General features: G+C 67.4%; 13 protein-coding genes and 1 pseudogene. 13 read left to right on the top strand and 1 reads right to left on the bottom strand.

The window, feature by feature from the left end:
- The 5 genes and pseudogenes from ACK41U_RS15580 to ACK41U_RS15560 form a co-directional block, all read left to right on the top strand.
- Nucleotides 1-498: pseudogene (locus ACK41U_RS15580) on the top strand (serine--glyoxylate aminotransferase); the annotation flags it as partial.
- Nucleotides 498-1,460, top strand: coding sequence for a beta-hydroxyaspartate dehydratase BhcB (gene bhcB / locus ACK41U_RS15575; RefSeq protein WP_409681919.1), 963 nt, complete (start codon nt 498-500; stop codon nt 1,458-1,460). The pseudogene ACK41U_RS15580 and the gene bhcB, both read left to right, overlap by 1 nt.
- A gap of 11 nt (nt 1,461-1,471) precedes the next feature.
- Entirely contained in the window at nt 1,472-2,635 is a 1,164-nt protein-coding gene (gene bhcC / locus ACK41U_RS15570; RefSeq protein ID WP_409681916.1) for a 3-hydroxy-D-aspartate aldolase BhcC, read from the top strand.
- 28 nt (nt 2,636-2,663) lie between these two features.
- The gene (gene bhcD / locus ACK41U_RS15565) at nt 2,664-3,629 is read left to right on the top strand and encodes an iminosuccinate reductase BhcD (protein ID WP_409681912.1); all 966 of its coding nucleotides are present in this window, start codon (nt 2,664-2,666) and stop codon (nt 3,627-3,629) included.
- Between the two features lie 48 nt (nt 3,630-3,677).
- Nucleotides 3,678-5,462 (top strand): phosphoenolpyruvate hydrolase family protein, encoded by a 1,785-nt coding sequence (locus ACK41U_RS15560; protein WP_409681909.1) that lies wholly within the window; start codon nt 3,678-3,680, stop codon nt 5,460-5,462.
- On the opposite strand, the gene ACK41U_RS15555 is transcribed toward ACK41U_RS15560, so the two are convergent.
- Nucleotides 5,447-6,103 (bottom strand): phosphoenolpyruvate hydrolase family protein, encoded by a 657-nt coding sequence (locus ACK41U_RS15555; RefSeq protein ID WP_409681906.1) that lies wholly within the window; start codon nt 6,101-6,103, stop codon nt 5,447-5,449. The genes ACK41U_RS15560 and ACK41U_RS15555 overlap by 16 nt on opposite strands.
- Before the next feature lie 146 nt (nt 6,104-6,249).
- Here ACK41U_RS15555 and ACK41U_RS15550 point away from each other — a divergent pair, with 146 nt between their 5' ends.
- The 8 genes from ACK41U_RS15550 (at nt 6,250) to ACK41U_RS15515 (ending at nt 14,074) form a co-directional block, all read left to right on the top strand.
- Nucleotides 6,250-7,134 carry a branched-chain amino acid ABC transporter permease gene (locus ACK41U_RS15550; RefSeq protein WP_409681903.1) on the top strand — a complete coding sequence of 295 codons (885 nt, stop codon included), beginning with the start codon at nt 6,250-6,252 and terminating at the stop codon, nt 7,132-7,134.
- On the top strand, nt 7,134-8,162 hold the full coding sequence (locus tag ACK41U_RS15545) for a branched-chain amino acid ABC transporter permease (protein ID WP_409681900.1): 1,029 nt from the start codon (nt 7,134-7,136) through the stop codon (nt 8,160-8,162). The genes ACK41U_RS15550 and ACK41U_RS15545 overlap by 1 nt, the downstream gene beginning before the upstream one ends.
- A gap of 85 nt (nt 8,163-8,247) precedes the next feature.
- A complete protein-coding gene (locus ACK41U_RS15540) occupies nt 8,248-9,513 on the top strand; it encodes an ABC transporter substrate-binding protein (protein WP_409681897.1) in 1,266 nt (421 codons plus the stop codon).
- A gap of 68 nt (nt 9,514-9,581) precedes the next feature.
- Entirely contained in the window at nt 9,582-10,343 is a 762-nt protein-coding gene (locus tag ACK41U_RS15535; RefSeq protein ID WP_409681893.1) for an ABC transporter ATP-binding protein, read from the top strand.
- Nucleotides 10,343-11,071, top strand: coding sequence for an ABC transporter ATP-binding protein (locus tag ACK41U_RS15530; protein WP_409681890.1), 729 nt, complete (start codon nt 10,343-10,345; stop codon nt 11,069-11,071). Before ACK41U_RS15535 ends, ACK41U_RS15530 begins: the two co-directional genes overlap by 1 nt.
- Nucleotides 11,068-12,279 (top strand): Tm-1-like ATP-binding domain-containing protein, encoded by a 1,212-nt coding sequence (locus ACK41U_RS15525; protein WP_409681887.1) that lies wholly within the window; start codon nt 11,068-11,070, stop codon nt 12,277-12,279. The genes ACK41U_RS15530 and ACK41U_RS15525 overlap by 4 nt, the downstream gene beginning before the upstream one ends.
- Nucleotides 12,276-13,145 (top strand): phosphoenolpyruvate hydrolase family protein, encoded by an 870-nt coding sequence (locus ACK41U_RS15520; RefSeq protein WP_409681884.1) that lies wholly within the window; start codon nt 12,276-12,278, stop codon nt 13,143-13,145. Before ACK41U_RS15525 ends, ACK41U_RS15520 begins: the two co-directional genes overlap by 4 nt.
- Before the next feature lie 11 nt (nt 13,146-13,156).
- On the top strand, nt 13,157-14,074 hold the full coding sequence (locus tag ACK41U_RS15515) for an SRPBCC family protein (RefSeq protein ID WP_409681881.1): 918 nt from the start codon (nt 13,157-13,159) through the stop codon (nt 14,072-14,074).
- The last annotated feature ends 147 nt before the right edge of the window (nt 14,075-14,221 follow it).

Raw genomic sequence — 14,221 nt, 5'->3', positions numbered from 1 at the left:
ATGGCCAAGGGCTATGCCGCCAACGGCTTTCCCTACACCCCGCCGGTCGGGCTGCTGAACGGGCTGAAGGTCGCCACCGAGATGCTGCTGGACGAGGGGCTGGAGAATGTCTTTGCCCGCCACCACCGCATCGCCGAAGGCGTGCGCCGCGCGGTCGCGGCCTGGGGGCTGGAGCTGTGCGCGGCGCGGCCCGCGCTGTATTCCGACAGCGTCAGCGCCATCCGCACGCCCGAGGGGTTCGATGCCAACCGGATCGTGTCGCATGCGCTGTCGACCTATGGCGTGGCCTTCGGCACCGGGCTGGGCGATGTTGCGGGCAAGGTGTTCCGCATCGGCCATCTGGGCAGCCTGACCGATGTGATGGCCCTGTCGGGCATCGCCACGGCCGAGATGGTCATGGCCGATCTGGGCCTGCCGGTGATCCTGGGATCGGGCGTTGCCGCCGCGCAGGAACACTACCGCCACAGCGCCCCCCACGCCCAGAGGGACGCCGCGTGATGAAGGATGCGCCGATGTATATCCCGACGATCGACGACATGCAGGCCGCCCGCAGGCGGATCGCACCCCATATCCACCGCACGCCGGTTCTGACCTCGCGCATGCTGGACGAGATGACCGGCGCCCACCTGTTCTTCAAATGCGAGAACCTGCAAAAGGCCGGGGCGTTCAAGGCGCGCGGGGCCTCGAATGCGGTCTTTGGCCTGTCGGACGCACAGGCCGCGCGCGGGGTGGCCACTCATTCCAGCGGCAATCACGGCACCTGCCTGTCCTATGCCGCCGGGCGGCGGGGCATTCCCTGCACCGTGGTCATGCCGCATACGGCGCCGCAGGCCAAAAAGGACGCCGTGCGCGGCTATGGCGGGCGGGTGATCGAATGCGAGCCCTCGACCACATCGCGCGAGGCGGTGTTTGCGCAGGTCGTGGCCGAGACGGGGGCCGAATTCGTGCATCCCTATAATGATCCGCGCGTGATCGCCGGGCAGGGCACCTGTTCCGCCGAGATGATCGAACAGGTCGAGGGGCTGGATGCGGTCATCGCGCCCATCGGCGGCGGCGGCATGGTGTCGGGCACCTGCCTGACCCTGTCCGCGCTGGCCCCCCGCGTCAGGATCTATGCCGCCGAGCCCGAGCAGGCCGATGACGCGTATCGCAGCTTCAGGGCGGGCCATATCATCGCCGATGACGCGCCGGTGACGGTGGCGGACGGCCTGAAAGTGCCGCTGAAGGATCTGACCTGGCACTTTGTGCAGAACCACGTCACCGATATTCTGACCGTGTCCGAGGATGAGATCATCGAGGCGATGAAACTGATCTGGAAGCGGCTGAAGATCGTGGCCGAGCCCTCCAGCGCGGTGCCGCTGGCGGCTATTCTGAAGAACCCCAAGATCTTTGCCGGCGCGCGTGTCGGCGTGATCATCACAGGCGGCAATGTCGATCTGGACACACTGCCGTGGACCTGAGGAGAGAGACCATGAACGCACACCCGGATTTCGCCGGTCTTGAGGTAGGTTATGATGTCCCGGCCCTGCCGGGCATGGATGAGAAAGACATCCAGACGCCCTGCCTGATCCTCGATCTGGACGCGCTTGAGCGGAACATCCGCAAGATGGGCGATTATGCAAAGGCGCATGGCATGCGCCACCGCGCCCATGGCAAGATGCACAAATCAGTCGATGTGCTGAAGCTGCAGCAGGAACTGGGCGGCGCCATCGGCGTCTGCTGCCAGAAGGTCTCTGAGGCCGAGGTGTTTGTGCGCGGCGGGATCAAGGATGTTCTGGTCTCCAATCAGGTCCGCGACCCGGCCAAGATCGACCGTCTGGCGCGCCTGCCGAAACGGGGCAGCCGGATCATCGTCTGTGTCGATGACGTGGCGAATGTGGCCGATCTGTCGGCGGCGACGGAAAAGCACGGCACCACCATCGAATGTCTGGTCGAGATTGACTGCGGCGCCGGTCGCTGCGGCGTGAAAACCACGGCGGCGGTGGTCGGGATCGCGCAGGCGATCGACGCCGCGCCGGGGCTGATATTCACCGGCATTCAGGCCTATCAGGGCGCGATGCAGCATATGGACAGCTATGACGACCGCAAGGCGAGGCTGGGCGCCGCGATTGCGCAGGTGCGCGAGGCCGTCGACGGGCTGAAAGCTGCGGGGCTGGAGGCCGAACTGGTCTCGGGCGGGGGCACCGGGTCGTATTACTTTGAATCGAATTCGGGCGTGTATAACGAGCTGCAATGCGGCTCTTACGCCTTCATGGATGCCGATTACGGGCGCATTCTGGATCAGGACGGCAAGCGGATTGATCAGGGCGAATGGGAGAATGCGCTGTTCATCCTGACCAGCGTCATGAGCCATGCCAAGCCGCATCTGGCCGTGGTCGATGCGGGCCTCAAGGCGCAGTCGGTCGACAGCGGGTTGCCCTTCATCTATGGCCGCGACGATGTGAAATACATCAAATGCTCGGACGAGCATGGCGTGGTCGATGACCCCGACGGCGTGCTGGCAATCAACGAAAAGCTGCGGCTGGTGCCCGGCCATTGTGACCCGACCTGCAACGTCCACGACTGGTATGTCGGCGTGCGCGGCGGCAAGGTCGAGACCCTCTGGCCGGTCTCGGCCCGTGGCAAGGCCTATTGATCCACCAGCCCCAACCCAAGGAAATCCCATGATCATTGTCCCTGAACGCGAGATCGCGGGGCTTGTCTCGGCCTCGGATTGCTTTACCGCGATTGAACAGGTCTTTGCCGCCATGGCGCGAGACACCGCCTATAATTTTCCGGTGATCCGCGAGGCGATCGGCCATGCCGATGCGCTGTATGGTTTCAAATCGGGCTTTGACCGCGAGAGCCTGGCGCTGGGGCTGAAATCGGGCGGCTTCTGGCCGGGCAATATGGCAAGGGGGCTGACCAACCACCAGTCCACGGTCTTTCTGTTCGACGCCGATACCGGCCAGTGCCGGGCGGTGGTCGGGGGCAATCTGCTGACCGCGCTGCGCACGGCGGCGGCCTCGGCGGTGTCGATCAGGCATCTGGCGCGGCCCGACGCCAAGGTGCTGGGGGTGATCGGTGCCGGGCATCAGTCGACCTTCCAGCTGCGCGCTGCGCTGGATCAGCGGTCCTTCGAGAAGGTGATCGGCTGGAACCTCGAACCCGCCGCCCTTGACCGGCTGGCACAGGTCGCGGCCGAACGGGATTTGCCCTTCGAGGCCGTCAGCCTTGATCGTCTGGGCGCCGAGGCAGACGTGATCATCACGATTACCTCATCCTTTGCCCCGATCCTGAAGGCGGCGCAGGTGCGTCCGGGCACGCATCTGGCCTGCATGGGCACCGACACCAAAGGCAAGCAGGAGGTCGAGGCCGGGTTGCTGGCGGCGGCCACCGTCTTCACCGACGAGGTCGCGCAATCGGTCACCATCGGCGAGGCGCAGCATGCGGTGGCCGAGGGGTTGCTGACGGCAGAGGCCATCACCGCCATCGGCGCGGTCATCAACGGCACGCACCCGGGCCGGACCAGCGCCGATGAGATCACGCTGTTCGACGGCACCGGGGTCGGGCTTCAGGATCTGGCGGTGGCCTCGGCGGCGGTCGAACTGGCGGTGCAGCGCGGCGTGGCGATACAGGTGGATTTCTAGACGACGGCGCCCCCCGGATGCCCTAACGTGGCGCCGGGGGGCATGCGCATGACATTGCCGGATCTGGCCGCGCGGCGGCAGCAGGGAAACCAGCCGCTGATCGGCGCGGCCATCGGCATCGGCATGACCGCCGAGGCGGCCGAAGTCGGCGGCGCCGATTTTCTGATGGCGCTGAATGCCGGGCGCTATCGCGTGATGGGCGGCGCCTCGGTCGCGGCCATGCTGCCCCTGTCGGACAGCAACAGCTTTACCCGCCGCTTTGCCACCCGCGAGATTCTGGGCCGGGTCCGCGTGCCGGTGTTCTTTGGCGGCTGCGCCTTTGATCCGCGGCTGGATCTGGGCGCGTTCGTGGATGATCTGGCGCAGACGGGCTTTGCGGGCGTCGCCAATTTCCCCTCCAGCATCCATCACGACGGCACCTTCCGGCGGGCGCTGGACGAGGCCGGGCTGGGCTATGACCGCGAGGTCGAAATGCTGGCGCGGGCCGGTGAGGCCGGGCTGCTGCGGCTGGGCTACGCCCGGACACAGGCCGAGGTGGACCGGCTGCTGGACCACGGGATCGAGATCATCTGCCTGAACTTCGGCTGGAACGCGGGCGGCATGCGCGGACACGCCCAGGATTTCTCGCTGGACGAGGTGATTGATTTCAGCCGCCGCGTCTTTGCCCGCATCCGCGCGCGCTGTGATCGGACGGCCTGTCTGGTCGAGGGCGGGCCGATCGTCAGCCCGGATCACATGTATGACGTGATGAAGGGCGCGCGCGCCGATGGCTATGTCGGCGGCTCGACCTTTGACCGGCTGCCGCTGGAAATGAGCGTGACGGGCACCACCTCGGCCTTTCGCACCGTGGCGGCGCTGCGCGAGACCTCCAGCCCGCAGGATCTGGCGGCGGACCGCATCTCGCGGGTCAGCGGGCTGGTCGGACGCTCGCGCGCGATGCGGGCCGCGCTGGACCGGGTTGCACGGCTGGCGCCGACCGGCATTGCGCTGACCATCGCGGGCGAGCCGGGCACCGGCAAGACCACGCTGGCCCGCGCCATCCACACGATCAGCGACCGTCGCGGCCCGCTGATCCGTCTGGACGCGCGCGAGATGGGCGCCGATCTGGAACCCGGCCTGCTGGGGGTCGAGGCCGCGCCGGGCCGCGCGCGGCGCAGGGGCGCGCTGGAGGTGGCGGGGGCGACCGTGCTGGTCGATCACCTGCAGGCCGCGCCGCCGCCGGTTCTGCACCGTCTGCTGGACGATCTGGACCGGGGCCGCTTTACCCGGCTGGATGGCGTGACCGAAATGGTACCGGGCGCGCGGCTGGTCGGCATCGTGCGCGCCGAGGCGCCGGGCGGGGGCGGGGGCGGGGGCGGGGGCCTGCCGCCCGATCTGGATCTGCGCCTGCAGGCCGGGCGGGTGGTGATCCCCTCTCTGCGCGAACGCCCCGAAGACCTGCCGATGACGGTCCGCGCGATGCTGGAGGCGATCTGTGCCGCCGCGCGGCGCGACCGGATGGAGCTGACCGCCGACGCTTTCCGGCTGCTGTTCACGCATCAATGGCCCGCCAATCTGATCGAGCTGCGCGCGGTGCTGGAACAGGCGGTGACGATGACCGACGGCACCGATATTCCGGCCGCACGGATCGAGGCGGCGCTGTCGCCCGACCGGACCGGGGACGCGCGCGCGCCAAAGGGCGACGAACGCGAATGGCTGCTGGAGGCGCTGAAGCGCAACCGGTTCCGCCGGGGCCGCACGGCGGCGTTTCTGGGAATTTCCCGCAAGACGCTGTATAACAAGATGAAGGCGCTTGGGTTGCTGGCGCCGCCGCGCAATCAGCCGGGCATGTGATCCGCAGCCCAGCAGAGCACCTCATCGGCTTGCGCAATGGCCGGGGTCAGTTCGTGGCCGAAGCCCGGCGGGTGATAGAGGGTGATCGCCGCATCGGGGCAGCTTTGGCGGGCGGCGTCGATCAGGGCGGCGGCACGGGCGGCTGCCTCTGATCGCGCTGCCACCTCGGGCAGCGGCAGACCCGGATGGATCACGATCCGCAGGCAGGGCAGGCGCGCGGCGGTCCGCAGGCTGGCCATGTCCGACACCACCACCGTCAGCGCCAGCCCCAGCGCGGCCAGCTGGCCCATCACCTCGAATTCGCGCTGCGGGCCGCAGCCGCTGGCATCCAGCGCGCGCACCGTCTCGCCATCCATCAGCTGGGTCGAGGGGAAATTCGCCACGCCCGTAATCCCCGCGCGAAGCAGGCTTCGCGCGATGTCGGGGATATGGATGAACGGATCGGCGGCAAGCAGACCGTGAACCGCGCCGGGCGGTGCCGGACCCGCGGGCTGGTCAAACCAGTCGTTGATGCCGGTCACGGGCAGCAGGCTCAGCAGATCGACGCGCGACAGCGGCAGGCCCTGCGCCCAGGGCGCGTGCAGGAAGGGCAGGCCGTCACCGCCCGCGTCCCGCAGAGAAGACCGGATCAGCATCGCCATGCGCTTTACCCCATTTTACCCAAGTTTGCCGAAAACACGCACTGGTGTCGAGACCGGATCGCACGAACACTGGCGGTCGGGTGGAGGCCCTCATGACAGAGCGGATCAAGGCGGAGCCCGGATGCAGGGCCTCCGGGGAGGATAGTTTGACCCTGAGTTTCATCGCGACCGTCACCCTGAACGGGATCACGCTGGCGGCGCTGTATTTCATCGTCGCCAGCGGGTTTTCCCTGATCTTCGGGCTGATGCGCACCGTCAACATGGCGCATGGGGCGCTGTATCTGGTGGGCGCCTATATCGGATTTTTCGTCTTTGACCGGCTGTATCTGGCGGGCAGCGATCTGGCCTGGATCGCCGGGCTGGCGGCGGGCGTGGTGGCGGCGGCAGTCACCGGCGTGGTGATGCAGGTGGCTCTGCTGGGCTGGATGCAGGGGCAGGAACTGCGTCAGGCGCTGGTCACCATCGGCGTGTCGATCATCATCGCGGATCAGCTGCTGGCGGGTTTCGGCGGCAACGCATTCCAGTTCTTTCCACCCGAGATCCTGTTCGGAGCGACCGAACTGCCGGGGCTGGGCCGCTATCCGACCTTCCGGCTGTTTCAGATCGTCATTGCGCTGATCGTGGGCTGCGGGCTGTGGTTGCTGCTGAACCGCACCAAGCTGGGGCTGATGGTGCGGGCGGGCGTGGATGACCGGCAGATGCTGGCGGCCTGCGGCGTCAATGTGCCGCTGGTGGCGGTTGCGGTCTTTGCGCTGGGGGCCGGGCTGGCCGGTCTGGGCGGCGTCATCGGCGGCTCGGCCCAACCGGTGGGGCAGGGCGTCGATGTGCGCTTTCTGCTGACCTCGCTGGTGGTGGTGATCGTCGGCGGCATGGGCTCGATCGGCGGGACCGCGATCGGCGCGTTGCTGATCGGGCTGGCCGAGCAATGGGGGCAGGCGCTGTTTCCGACCTATTCGGTGATCCTGACATTCATGATCATGGCGCTGGTGCTGGCGCTGCGTCCGCAGGGCCTGCTGGGGCGGGTGTCGTGATGCGCCCGCTGCCAAAGCCGCAGATCCTGATCGGCACCGCTATCCTGGCCGCGCTGATCGTGCTGCCCTTTGTCGCCGCGCCCTTCTGGACCGCGAATATCCTTGGTCGCGCCTTTGCCTATGGCACCGTGGCGCTGTCGCTGACCTTTCTGGCGACCTATGGCGGGTTCATCTCGCTGGCGCAGACGATGGTGGCGGGGATCGCGGGCTATACGGCGGCGATGCTGGCGCCGGGGGTGATCCCCTCGGGCGGGGTGACGCTGCCCTACGCGGCGGTCATCCCGCTGGCGCTGATCGCGGCCACGCTTGCGGGGCTGCTGGTCGGCGCCATCGCGGTCCGGACGCGCGATATCTACATGCTGATGATCACGCTGGCGCTGGCCGTGGGCTTCAGCCTGTTTGCGCAAAGCAATATCGACTGGTTCAACGGCTATGAGGGCATCCGCAATGTCGTCGGCCCCGAGGTCTTCGGCCTGCCGTTCCGCAGCCTCTATGTGTTGTATTTCGTCAATCTGGCCGTCGCGGTCGCGCTGTTTCTGGGGGTGCTGTATCTGGTGCGCTCGCCCTTCGGGCTGGTCCTGCAGGGCATCCGCGACAATGCGCGGCGGGTGACGGCGCTTGGCTTCAACGTGGCGCTGCACCGGATCGCGGCCTTTGGCGTGGCAGGCTTTATCGCGGGCTGCGGCGGGCTGCTGACGACGTTTTACAACTTTGGCATCTCACCCGGATCGGTCGGGATGGCGGCGACGGTCAATATTCTGGTGATGGCGGTGATCGGCGGGCTGGGCCACCCGGTGGGCGCCTTTATCGGTGCGCTGATCTTTGTGCTGATGGATACGTTCGCCGCCAATATCTATGACCGCGAGCGTTTCAACACCCTGATCGGGTTCGTGTTTCTGCTGATCGTCCTGCTGTCGCCCGACGGCGTGCTGGGCATCGGCAAGCGGCTGCGCGATCTGGCCGGTCGCGGTCAGACCCGCAAGGGCCGGACGCCTGAGGAGACGCCCGACGATCAGCCCGCCGCGTGACCGCGCGGGGCTGATAAGGACGATGCCGCCCGCTCAAGGCCTCGACGGGCGGCGGCTGAGGAGGAAGAGGCCAAGGGAGAGAGACATGGATTTCATTCGCAGGACAAGAACGACCACCGCGGGCCTTGCCATTCTGGCGGGGCTGGGCGCGGGGGCGGCGCTGGCGCAGGACGGTGACGTGATCCGCCTGGGGTCGATCACCACGCTTGAGGGGCCGTTTGCCTCGGGAGGGCAGGACGCCTATCGCGCGATGGAGATGCTGCTGGAGGATTACGACTATCAGGTCGGCGGCAAGCGGATCGAGTGGATCCGCGAAAGCTCGAACGCGGATGCCGATGTGGCGCTGGCCCGCGCGCGCAAGCTGATCGAGCAGGACAATGTCGACATCATCGTGGGGCCGCTGTCGGGCGCCGAGGGGATCGCGCTGCGCGACTATTCCCGCACGCTGGAGGGCAAGACCTTTGTGAACGGCTCGTCCGGCGCGTCGGACACGACCTTGCGCGACCCCTCGCCCAATTTCTTCCGCTTTTCGACCGATGGCACGCAATGGATGGCCGGGGTCGGCACCTATGTCCATGAGGAAATGGACGTGGATCATGTCGCGGTGATCGCGGCGGATTACGCCTTTCCCTATTCGCAGGTCTTTGGCTTCATGCACGAATTCTGCGGTGCGGGCGGGGCTGTGACCAAGCTGTGGTCGCCGCTGAACACCACGGATTTCTCGTCGATCATTGCGCGCATCCCCGCTGATGCCGGGGCGCTGGTGGTGGTGCAGGGCGGCACCGACGGGCTGGCCTTTCTGACCCAATATGCCCAGACCGGGGGCGAATTGCCGATCATCGCGGGCTCGATCATGGCCGACCAGACGCTGATGAGCGCGCGCGGCCCGCATCAGCGGCTGATGGAGGGGATGATCTCGGCCGGGCCGATCGCCGACATCAACGAACACGAAAACTGGCAGGCCTTTATCACCCGATACCGCGAACGCTGGCCGGACGGGTTCGACAGCCCCTCGATCCATGCGGTGAACTATTACACCAACCTGCAGGCCGTGCTGCTGGCGCTGGAAGAGGTCGGCGGCGATCTGTCGGACAATCAGGCGGCGTTCCAGCAGGCGCTGGCGGATCTTGAGTTCACCAACCCGATGGGCGCGACCGTCCGTCTGGATGAGAACCGGCAGGCGGTGTCGGACATCTTCCTGACCCGCGTGGTCGATCAGGACGGCACCCTGCGCACCGAGACCTTTGCCAAGACCGAGGCCGTGACCCAGACCATGGGCATGGATCAGGAGGCGTTCATGGCCCTGGGCTCGCCCTCGCGCGACAATCCCGACTGCCCGCCCGCCAACTGAGGCGCGACGTTTCAGCCCCTCTCCGGTGCGCGCCGGTGAGGGGACGCCACAGGCCAAGGACGATGATGATGACCCTTTCGGAACGCGGCCCCGTGGCCGCCCTGTCGCTGCGCAATGTCGGCAGGCGCTTTGGCGCGCTGCACGCGGTGCGCGACGTGACGCTGACGATCGCGCCGGGCGAGCGGCGCGCCATTCTGGGCCCCAACGGCGCGGGCAAGACGACGCTGTTCAACACGATCTGCGGCGATTTCCCCCCGACCTCGGGGACGATCCTGCTGCATGGTGAGGATATTGGCCGCCTCGGCACCCATCAGCGGGTGCGCAAGGGGATCGGGCGGACCTATCAGAACTCGTTGCTGTTCGACGGGCTGAGCGTGGTCGAGAACGTCTATCTGGCGGTGCGCGGGGCCAAGGCGGGGCGGTTCTCGTTCCGCCGTCCGCGCGCGGGCGATGCCGATATGGTCAAGGCGCGCGGGCTGTGCGACCGGGTGCGGCTGTCCCATGTCGCGCAGGAACAGGTCAGCCGGTTGTCGCATGGCCAGCGCCGCCAGCTGGAGGTCGCGATGGCGCTGGCCTCGGACCCGCGCGTGCTGATGCTGGATGAGCCGGCGGCGGGCCTGTCCTCGGGCGACCGGCCGGAACTGTCGCGGCTGATCCGCGCCCTGCCGCGCGATCTGACGCTGATCCTGATCGAACATGACATGGATGTGGCCCTGCCCAATTCGGACATGGTCACGGTGATGAAGGACGGCGCCGTTGTCGTTGAAAACACGCCCGACCGCATCGCCGACGATCCCGAGGTCAGGGCCATCTATCTGGGGGCGCATTGATGACGGACAGTCTGCTGGACATCCGCGACCTGCATGTCCGCTTTGGGCAGGCCCATATCCTGCAGGGCATCACCCTGTCGGTGGGCGGGCAGGCGCTGGCGCTGGTCGGGCGCAACGGCATGGGCAAGACGACGCTGTGCCAGACGATCATGGGGTTCAACCGCCCCTCGGACGGTCAGATCCGGTTCCGGGGCGCCCGCATCGACGGGCTGAAGCCCAACCGCGTGGCGCGGGGTGGCATCGCCATCGTGCCGCAGGGACGGCGCTGTTTCCCGTCGCTGTCGGTGGACGAGCATCTGCGCCTCGTCTCGCAGGGCCGCGACGTGCCCTGGACGATCGAGCGCGCCTACGACACTTTTCCCCGGCTGGCCGAGCGGCGGCGCAATGGCGGCCATCAGCTGTCGGGCGGTGAACAGCAGATGCTGGCGATCTGTCGCGCGCTGCTGATGAACCCGGCGCTGGTGATCATGGACGAGCCCTCCGAGGGGCTGGCCCCGGTCATTGTCGATCACCTGATCGACGTGCTGCGCACCATCGCCGCCGAGGGCATGGGGCTGCTGCTGGTCGAACAGAACCTGCGCGTCGCGACCTCGGCGGTGGACCGGGTGGCGGTGATGGTCACCGGCCGGATCGCCGCCACGATGGATGCCCGCGATCTGGCCCGCGACGAGGCATTGCAACAACGCTATCTGGGCGTCAGCGCCGCACATGAGGGGGCCGCGACATGACCGGGGATGCGCGCAAGGTCTATGTCATCGGCACCTGCGACACCAAGGCCTGCGAGCTGCGCTATGCCTGCCGCCTGATCCGCCAGACCGGGGCGGGCGCGGTTCTGGTCGATGTCGGCACGCAGCCGGGCGACGATGCCGCTGCCGATATTGCGGCGCGCGAGGTGGCGGCCCATCACCCCGAGGGCGCGGAGGCGGTGCTGGCCGCGCCGGATCGCGGGGCGGCTGTGGCGGCCATGGCGGTGGCGCTGGGGCGGTTTCTGGCCACACGCGACGATATTGGCTGCGTGCTGGGACTGGGCGGGTCGGGCAATACCGCGCTGGTCACTGCCGCCATGCGCGGCCTGCCGGTGGGGCTGCCCAAGCTGATGGTCTCGACCGTGGCTTCGGGCAATGTCGCGCCCTATGTCGGGCCGAGCGACATCGGCATGGTCTATTCCGTGACCGACATTGCCGGGCTGAACGCGATCAGCCGTCAGGTGATCGGCAATGCCGCCCATGCGGCGGCGGGCATGGTGCTGTGGCGGCCCGAACCCGCCCCCTCGGACCGGCCCGGTCTGGGGCTGACCATGTTCGGCGTGACCACCCGATGCGTGACGCAGCTGCGCGAACGGCTGGCCGCGCAATATGAGTGCTACGTCTTTCACGCCACCGGCACCGGCGGGCAGTCGATGGAAAAGCTGGCCGATTCCGGGCTGCTGGCGGGGATCATCGACACGACCACGACCGAGGTGGCCGATTACCTCTGCGGCGGCGTCTTTCCCTGCACCGCCGACCGCTTTGGCGCCGTGGCGCGCACCGGCCTGCCCTGGGTCGGATCGGTGGGCGCGGTCGATATGGTGAATTTCGGCGCCCCGGACACGGTGCCTGACCGATACCGGGGCCGCCTGTTTCTGGAACATAACCCCCAGATCACCCTGATGCGCACCACGCCCGGGGAAAACCACGCCATCGGCACCTTCATCGCCACCCGGCTGAACCTCTGCGAGGGCGATGTGCGGCTGGTCCTGCCGCTTGGCGGTGTCTCGGCCATCGCGGTTCCGGGGCAGCCCTTTCACGACCCCGCAGCCGATCAGGCGCTGTTCGCCGCGATCCGCCAGACCCTGCACCAGACCGCGCGGCGCAGGCTGATCGAGACGCCCCATGCCATCAACGATCCCGAATTCGCGGCCGTCCTTACCTCTCAGTTTCAGGAGATTTCCCGATGAACACCCAGAACCCGTCCCTGGTGAACGGACGCGCGCGCCATCTTGACCGGCAATGGCTGCTGCAGCGCTTTCGTGACCAGATCGCGGCGCGCCAGCCAATCATCGGCGGCGGTGCGGGAACCGGCCTGTCGGCGAAATGCGAAGAGGCGGGCGGCATCGACCTGATCGTGATCTACAATTCCGGGCGCTACCGGATGGCGGGGCGCGGCTCTCTGGCCGGGGTGCTGGCCTATGGCAACGCCAATGACATCGTGCTGGAGATGGCGCGCGAGGTGCTGCCGGTGATCCGCCACACCCCGGTCATCGCGGGTGTCAACGCCACCGATCCGTTCCTGATCATGGACGACCATCTGGACCGGCTGAAGGCTCTGGGCTTTGCCGGGGTACAGAACTTCCCGACCGTCGGGCTGATCGACGGCGCGTTCCGCCAGAACCTTGAGGAAACCGGGATGAGCTTTGATCTGGAGGTGGACATGATCGCGCGCGCCCACCGCCGCGACATGCTGACGACGCCCTATGTCTTTAACCCCGATGAGGCGCGGGCGATGGCAGGGGCGGGGGCTGACATTATCGTGGCACATATGGGGCTGACCACAGGCGGGGTGATCGGAGCGGAAACGGCGCGCACGCTGGATGATTGCGTGGCCGAGATCGACGCCATTTCCGAGGCCGCGCGGCAGGTCCGGTCCGATGTGATCGTGCTGTGCCATGGCGGCCCCATCGCCTCGCCCGATGATGCGGCCCATGTCCTGCGCACGGCGGCGGTCTGCCACGGGTTTTACGGCGCCAGCTCGATGGAGCGTCTGCCGGTCGAGGCCGCGCTGACCGCGCAGACGCGCGCCTTCAAGAACCTGAGCTTTCAATAGGGGGAACGGACATGGCACAGGCTTTCGCAAGCAGGATCATCGCCGCCCCGGTTGAAGCCGTCTGGCCGGTGCTGCGCGCCTTTGACGGGCTGGAGGGCTGGGGGCTGGGTGTCACCGGCTGCCATATCGAGGACGGGCGCGCGCCCGATGACGTGGGCTGCGTGCGCGCCTTTCATCTGGCCGACGGGACACTGGTGCGCGAACGGCTGCTGGCGCTGGACGACAGCCGCTATCGGCTGTCCTATAATTTCGAGACCCCGGCCTTTCCGGTGCGCAACTATCGCGCCCATCTGCAGCTGATCCCGGTGACCGATGGCGACGCCACCTATATCCGCTGGTGGGCCACATTCGACGAGGCGCCCGAGGATGCCGGGCGCTATGCCGCGCTGATCCCGGATCAGGTGTTTGCGCGGGCGCTGGCGCATCTGGCCGATCGCATTCCGGGCGATGAGGCTATGGCCGGGCCGCGCTGGCAGGGGCTGCGCCCGGCCAAGGTGTTCTGCTCGGTCCCGCTGCGGGCGCCGGCGGCGGCGGTCTGGGACCGGATGCGCGATTTTGCCGGAATGGACGGCTGGCATCCCGAGATCCGCGACATGGTGATGCTGGCGGGCGACGCCTCAAGCCGCGTGTCGGCGGTGCGCGATTTCATCTTTGGTGAGGGGCGGTTGTGGGAACAGCTGACCCTGCTGGACGATCCCCGGATGGAATTCCGCTACCGTATTCTGAAAAGCGAGATGGCGTGGATGAACTATCACGCGGGTGCGCGGCTCTATCCGGTCAGTTGCGACGACACGACCCTTGCGGTCTGGACGGCGGACTGGACCGCCGCGCCTAACGACGATCTGGAGCTGATCCCCAACGTGCATCACAACGTCTTTGAACTGGCGCTGAAGACGCTGGAGGCCGGTCTGACCGGGCGGGCGGCGTAAGGGCGACAGGCTGACCATTTCCGCGCGGGAATGGTCAGCGATCCCGCGAGGCGGTGGCCCATGGAAGGATCCCGGCGCGATGTGTCGGGCAGATCACACGGATGACCGTTCCCAAATGGGCCAGCGGCCGGGGCAGCAGGGCCGCCC

It is taken from the genome of Paracoccus sp. (in: a-proteobacteria), from assembly GCF_046289755.1.
Taxonomy (GTDB): Bacteria; Pseudomonadota; Alphaproteobacteria; order Rhodobacterales; family Rhodobacteraceae; genus Paracoccus.
This window is presented reverse-complemented; position numbering and strand designations above follow the sequence as displayed.

What these genes read in the sequence shown, in the direction of transcription:
- bhcB (WP_409681919.1), top strand. Translation starts at nt 498, where the DNA reads ATGAAGGATGCGCCGATGTATATCCCGACGATCGACGACATGCAGGCC.
- bhcC (WP_409681916.1), top strand. Translation starts at nt 1,472, where the DNA reads ATGAACGCACACCCGGATTTCGCCGGTCTTGAGGTAGGTTATGATGTC.
- bhcD (WP_409681912.1), top strand. Translation starts at nt 2,664, where the DNA reads ATGATCATTGTCCCTGAACGCGAGATCGCGGGGCTTGTCTCGGCCTCG.
- ACK41U_RS15560 (WP_409681909.1), top strand. Translation starts at nt 3,678, where the DNA reads ATGACATTGCCGGATCTGGCCGCGCGGCGGCAGCAGGGAAACCAGCCG.
- ACK41U_RS15555 (WP_409681906.1), bottom strand. Translation starts at nt 6,103, where the DNA reads ATGGCGATGCTGATCCGGTCTTCTCTGCGGGACGCGGGCGGTGACGGC.
- ACK41U_RS15545 (WP_409681900.1), top strand. Translation starts at nt 7,134, where the DNA reads ATGCGCCCGCTGCCAAAGCCGCAGATCCTGATCGGCACCGCTATCCTG.
- ACK41U_RS15540 (WP_409681897.1), top strand. Translation starts at nt 8,248, where the DNA reads ATGGATTTCATTCGCAGGACAAGAACGACCACCGCGGGCCTTGCCATT.
- ACK41U_RS15535 (WP_409681893.1), top strand. Translation starts at nt 9,582, where the DNA reads ATGACCCTTTCGGAACGCGGCCCCGTGGCCGCCCTGTCGCTGCGCAAT.
- ACK41U_RS15530 (WP_409681890.1), top strand. Translation starts at nt 10,343, where the DNA reads ATGACGGACAGTCTGCTGGACATCCGCGACCTGCATGTCCGCTTTGGG.
- ACK41U_RS15525 (WP_409681887.1), top strand. Translation starts at nt 11,068, where the DNA reads ATGACCGGGGATGCGCGCAAGGTCTATGTCATCGGCACCTGCGACACC.
- ACK41U_RS15520 (WP_409681884.1), top strand. Translation starts at nt 12,276, where the DNA reads ATGAACACCCAGAACCCGTCCCTGGTGAACGGACGCGCGCGCCATCTT.
- ACK41U_RS15515 (WP_409681881.1), top strand. Translation starts at nt 13,157, where the DNA reads ATGGCACAGGCTTTCGCAAGCAGGATCATCGCCGCCCCGGTTGAAGCC.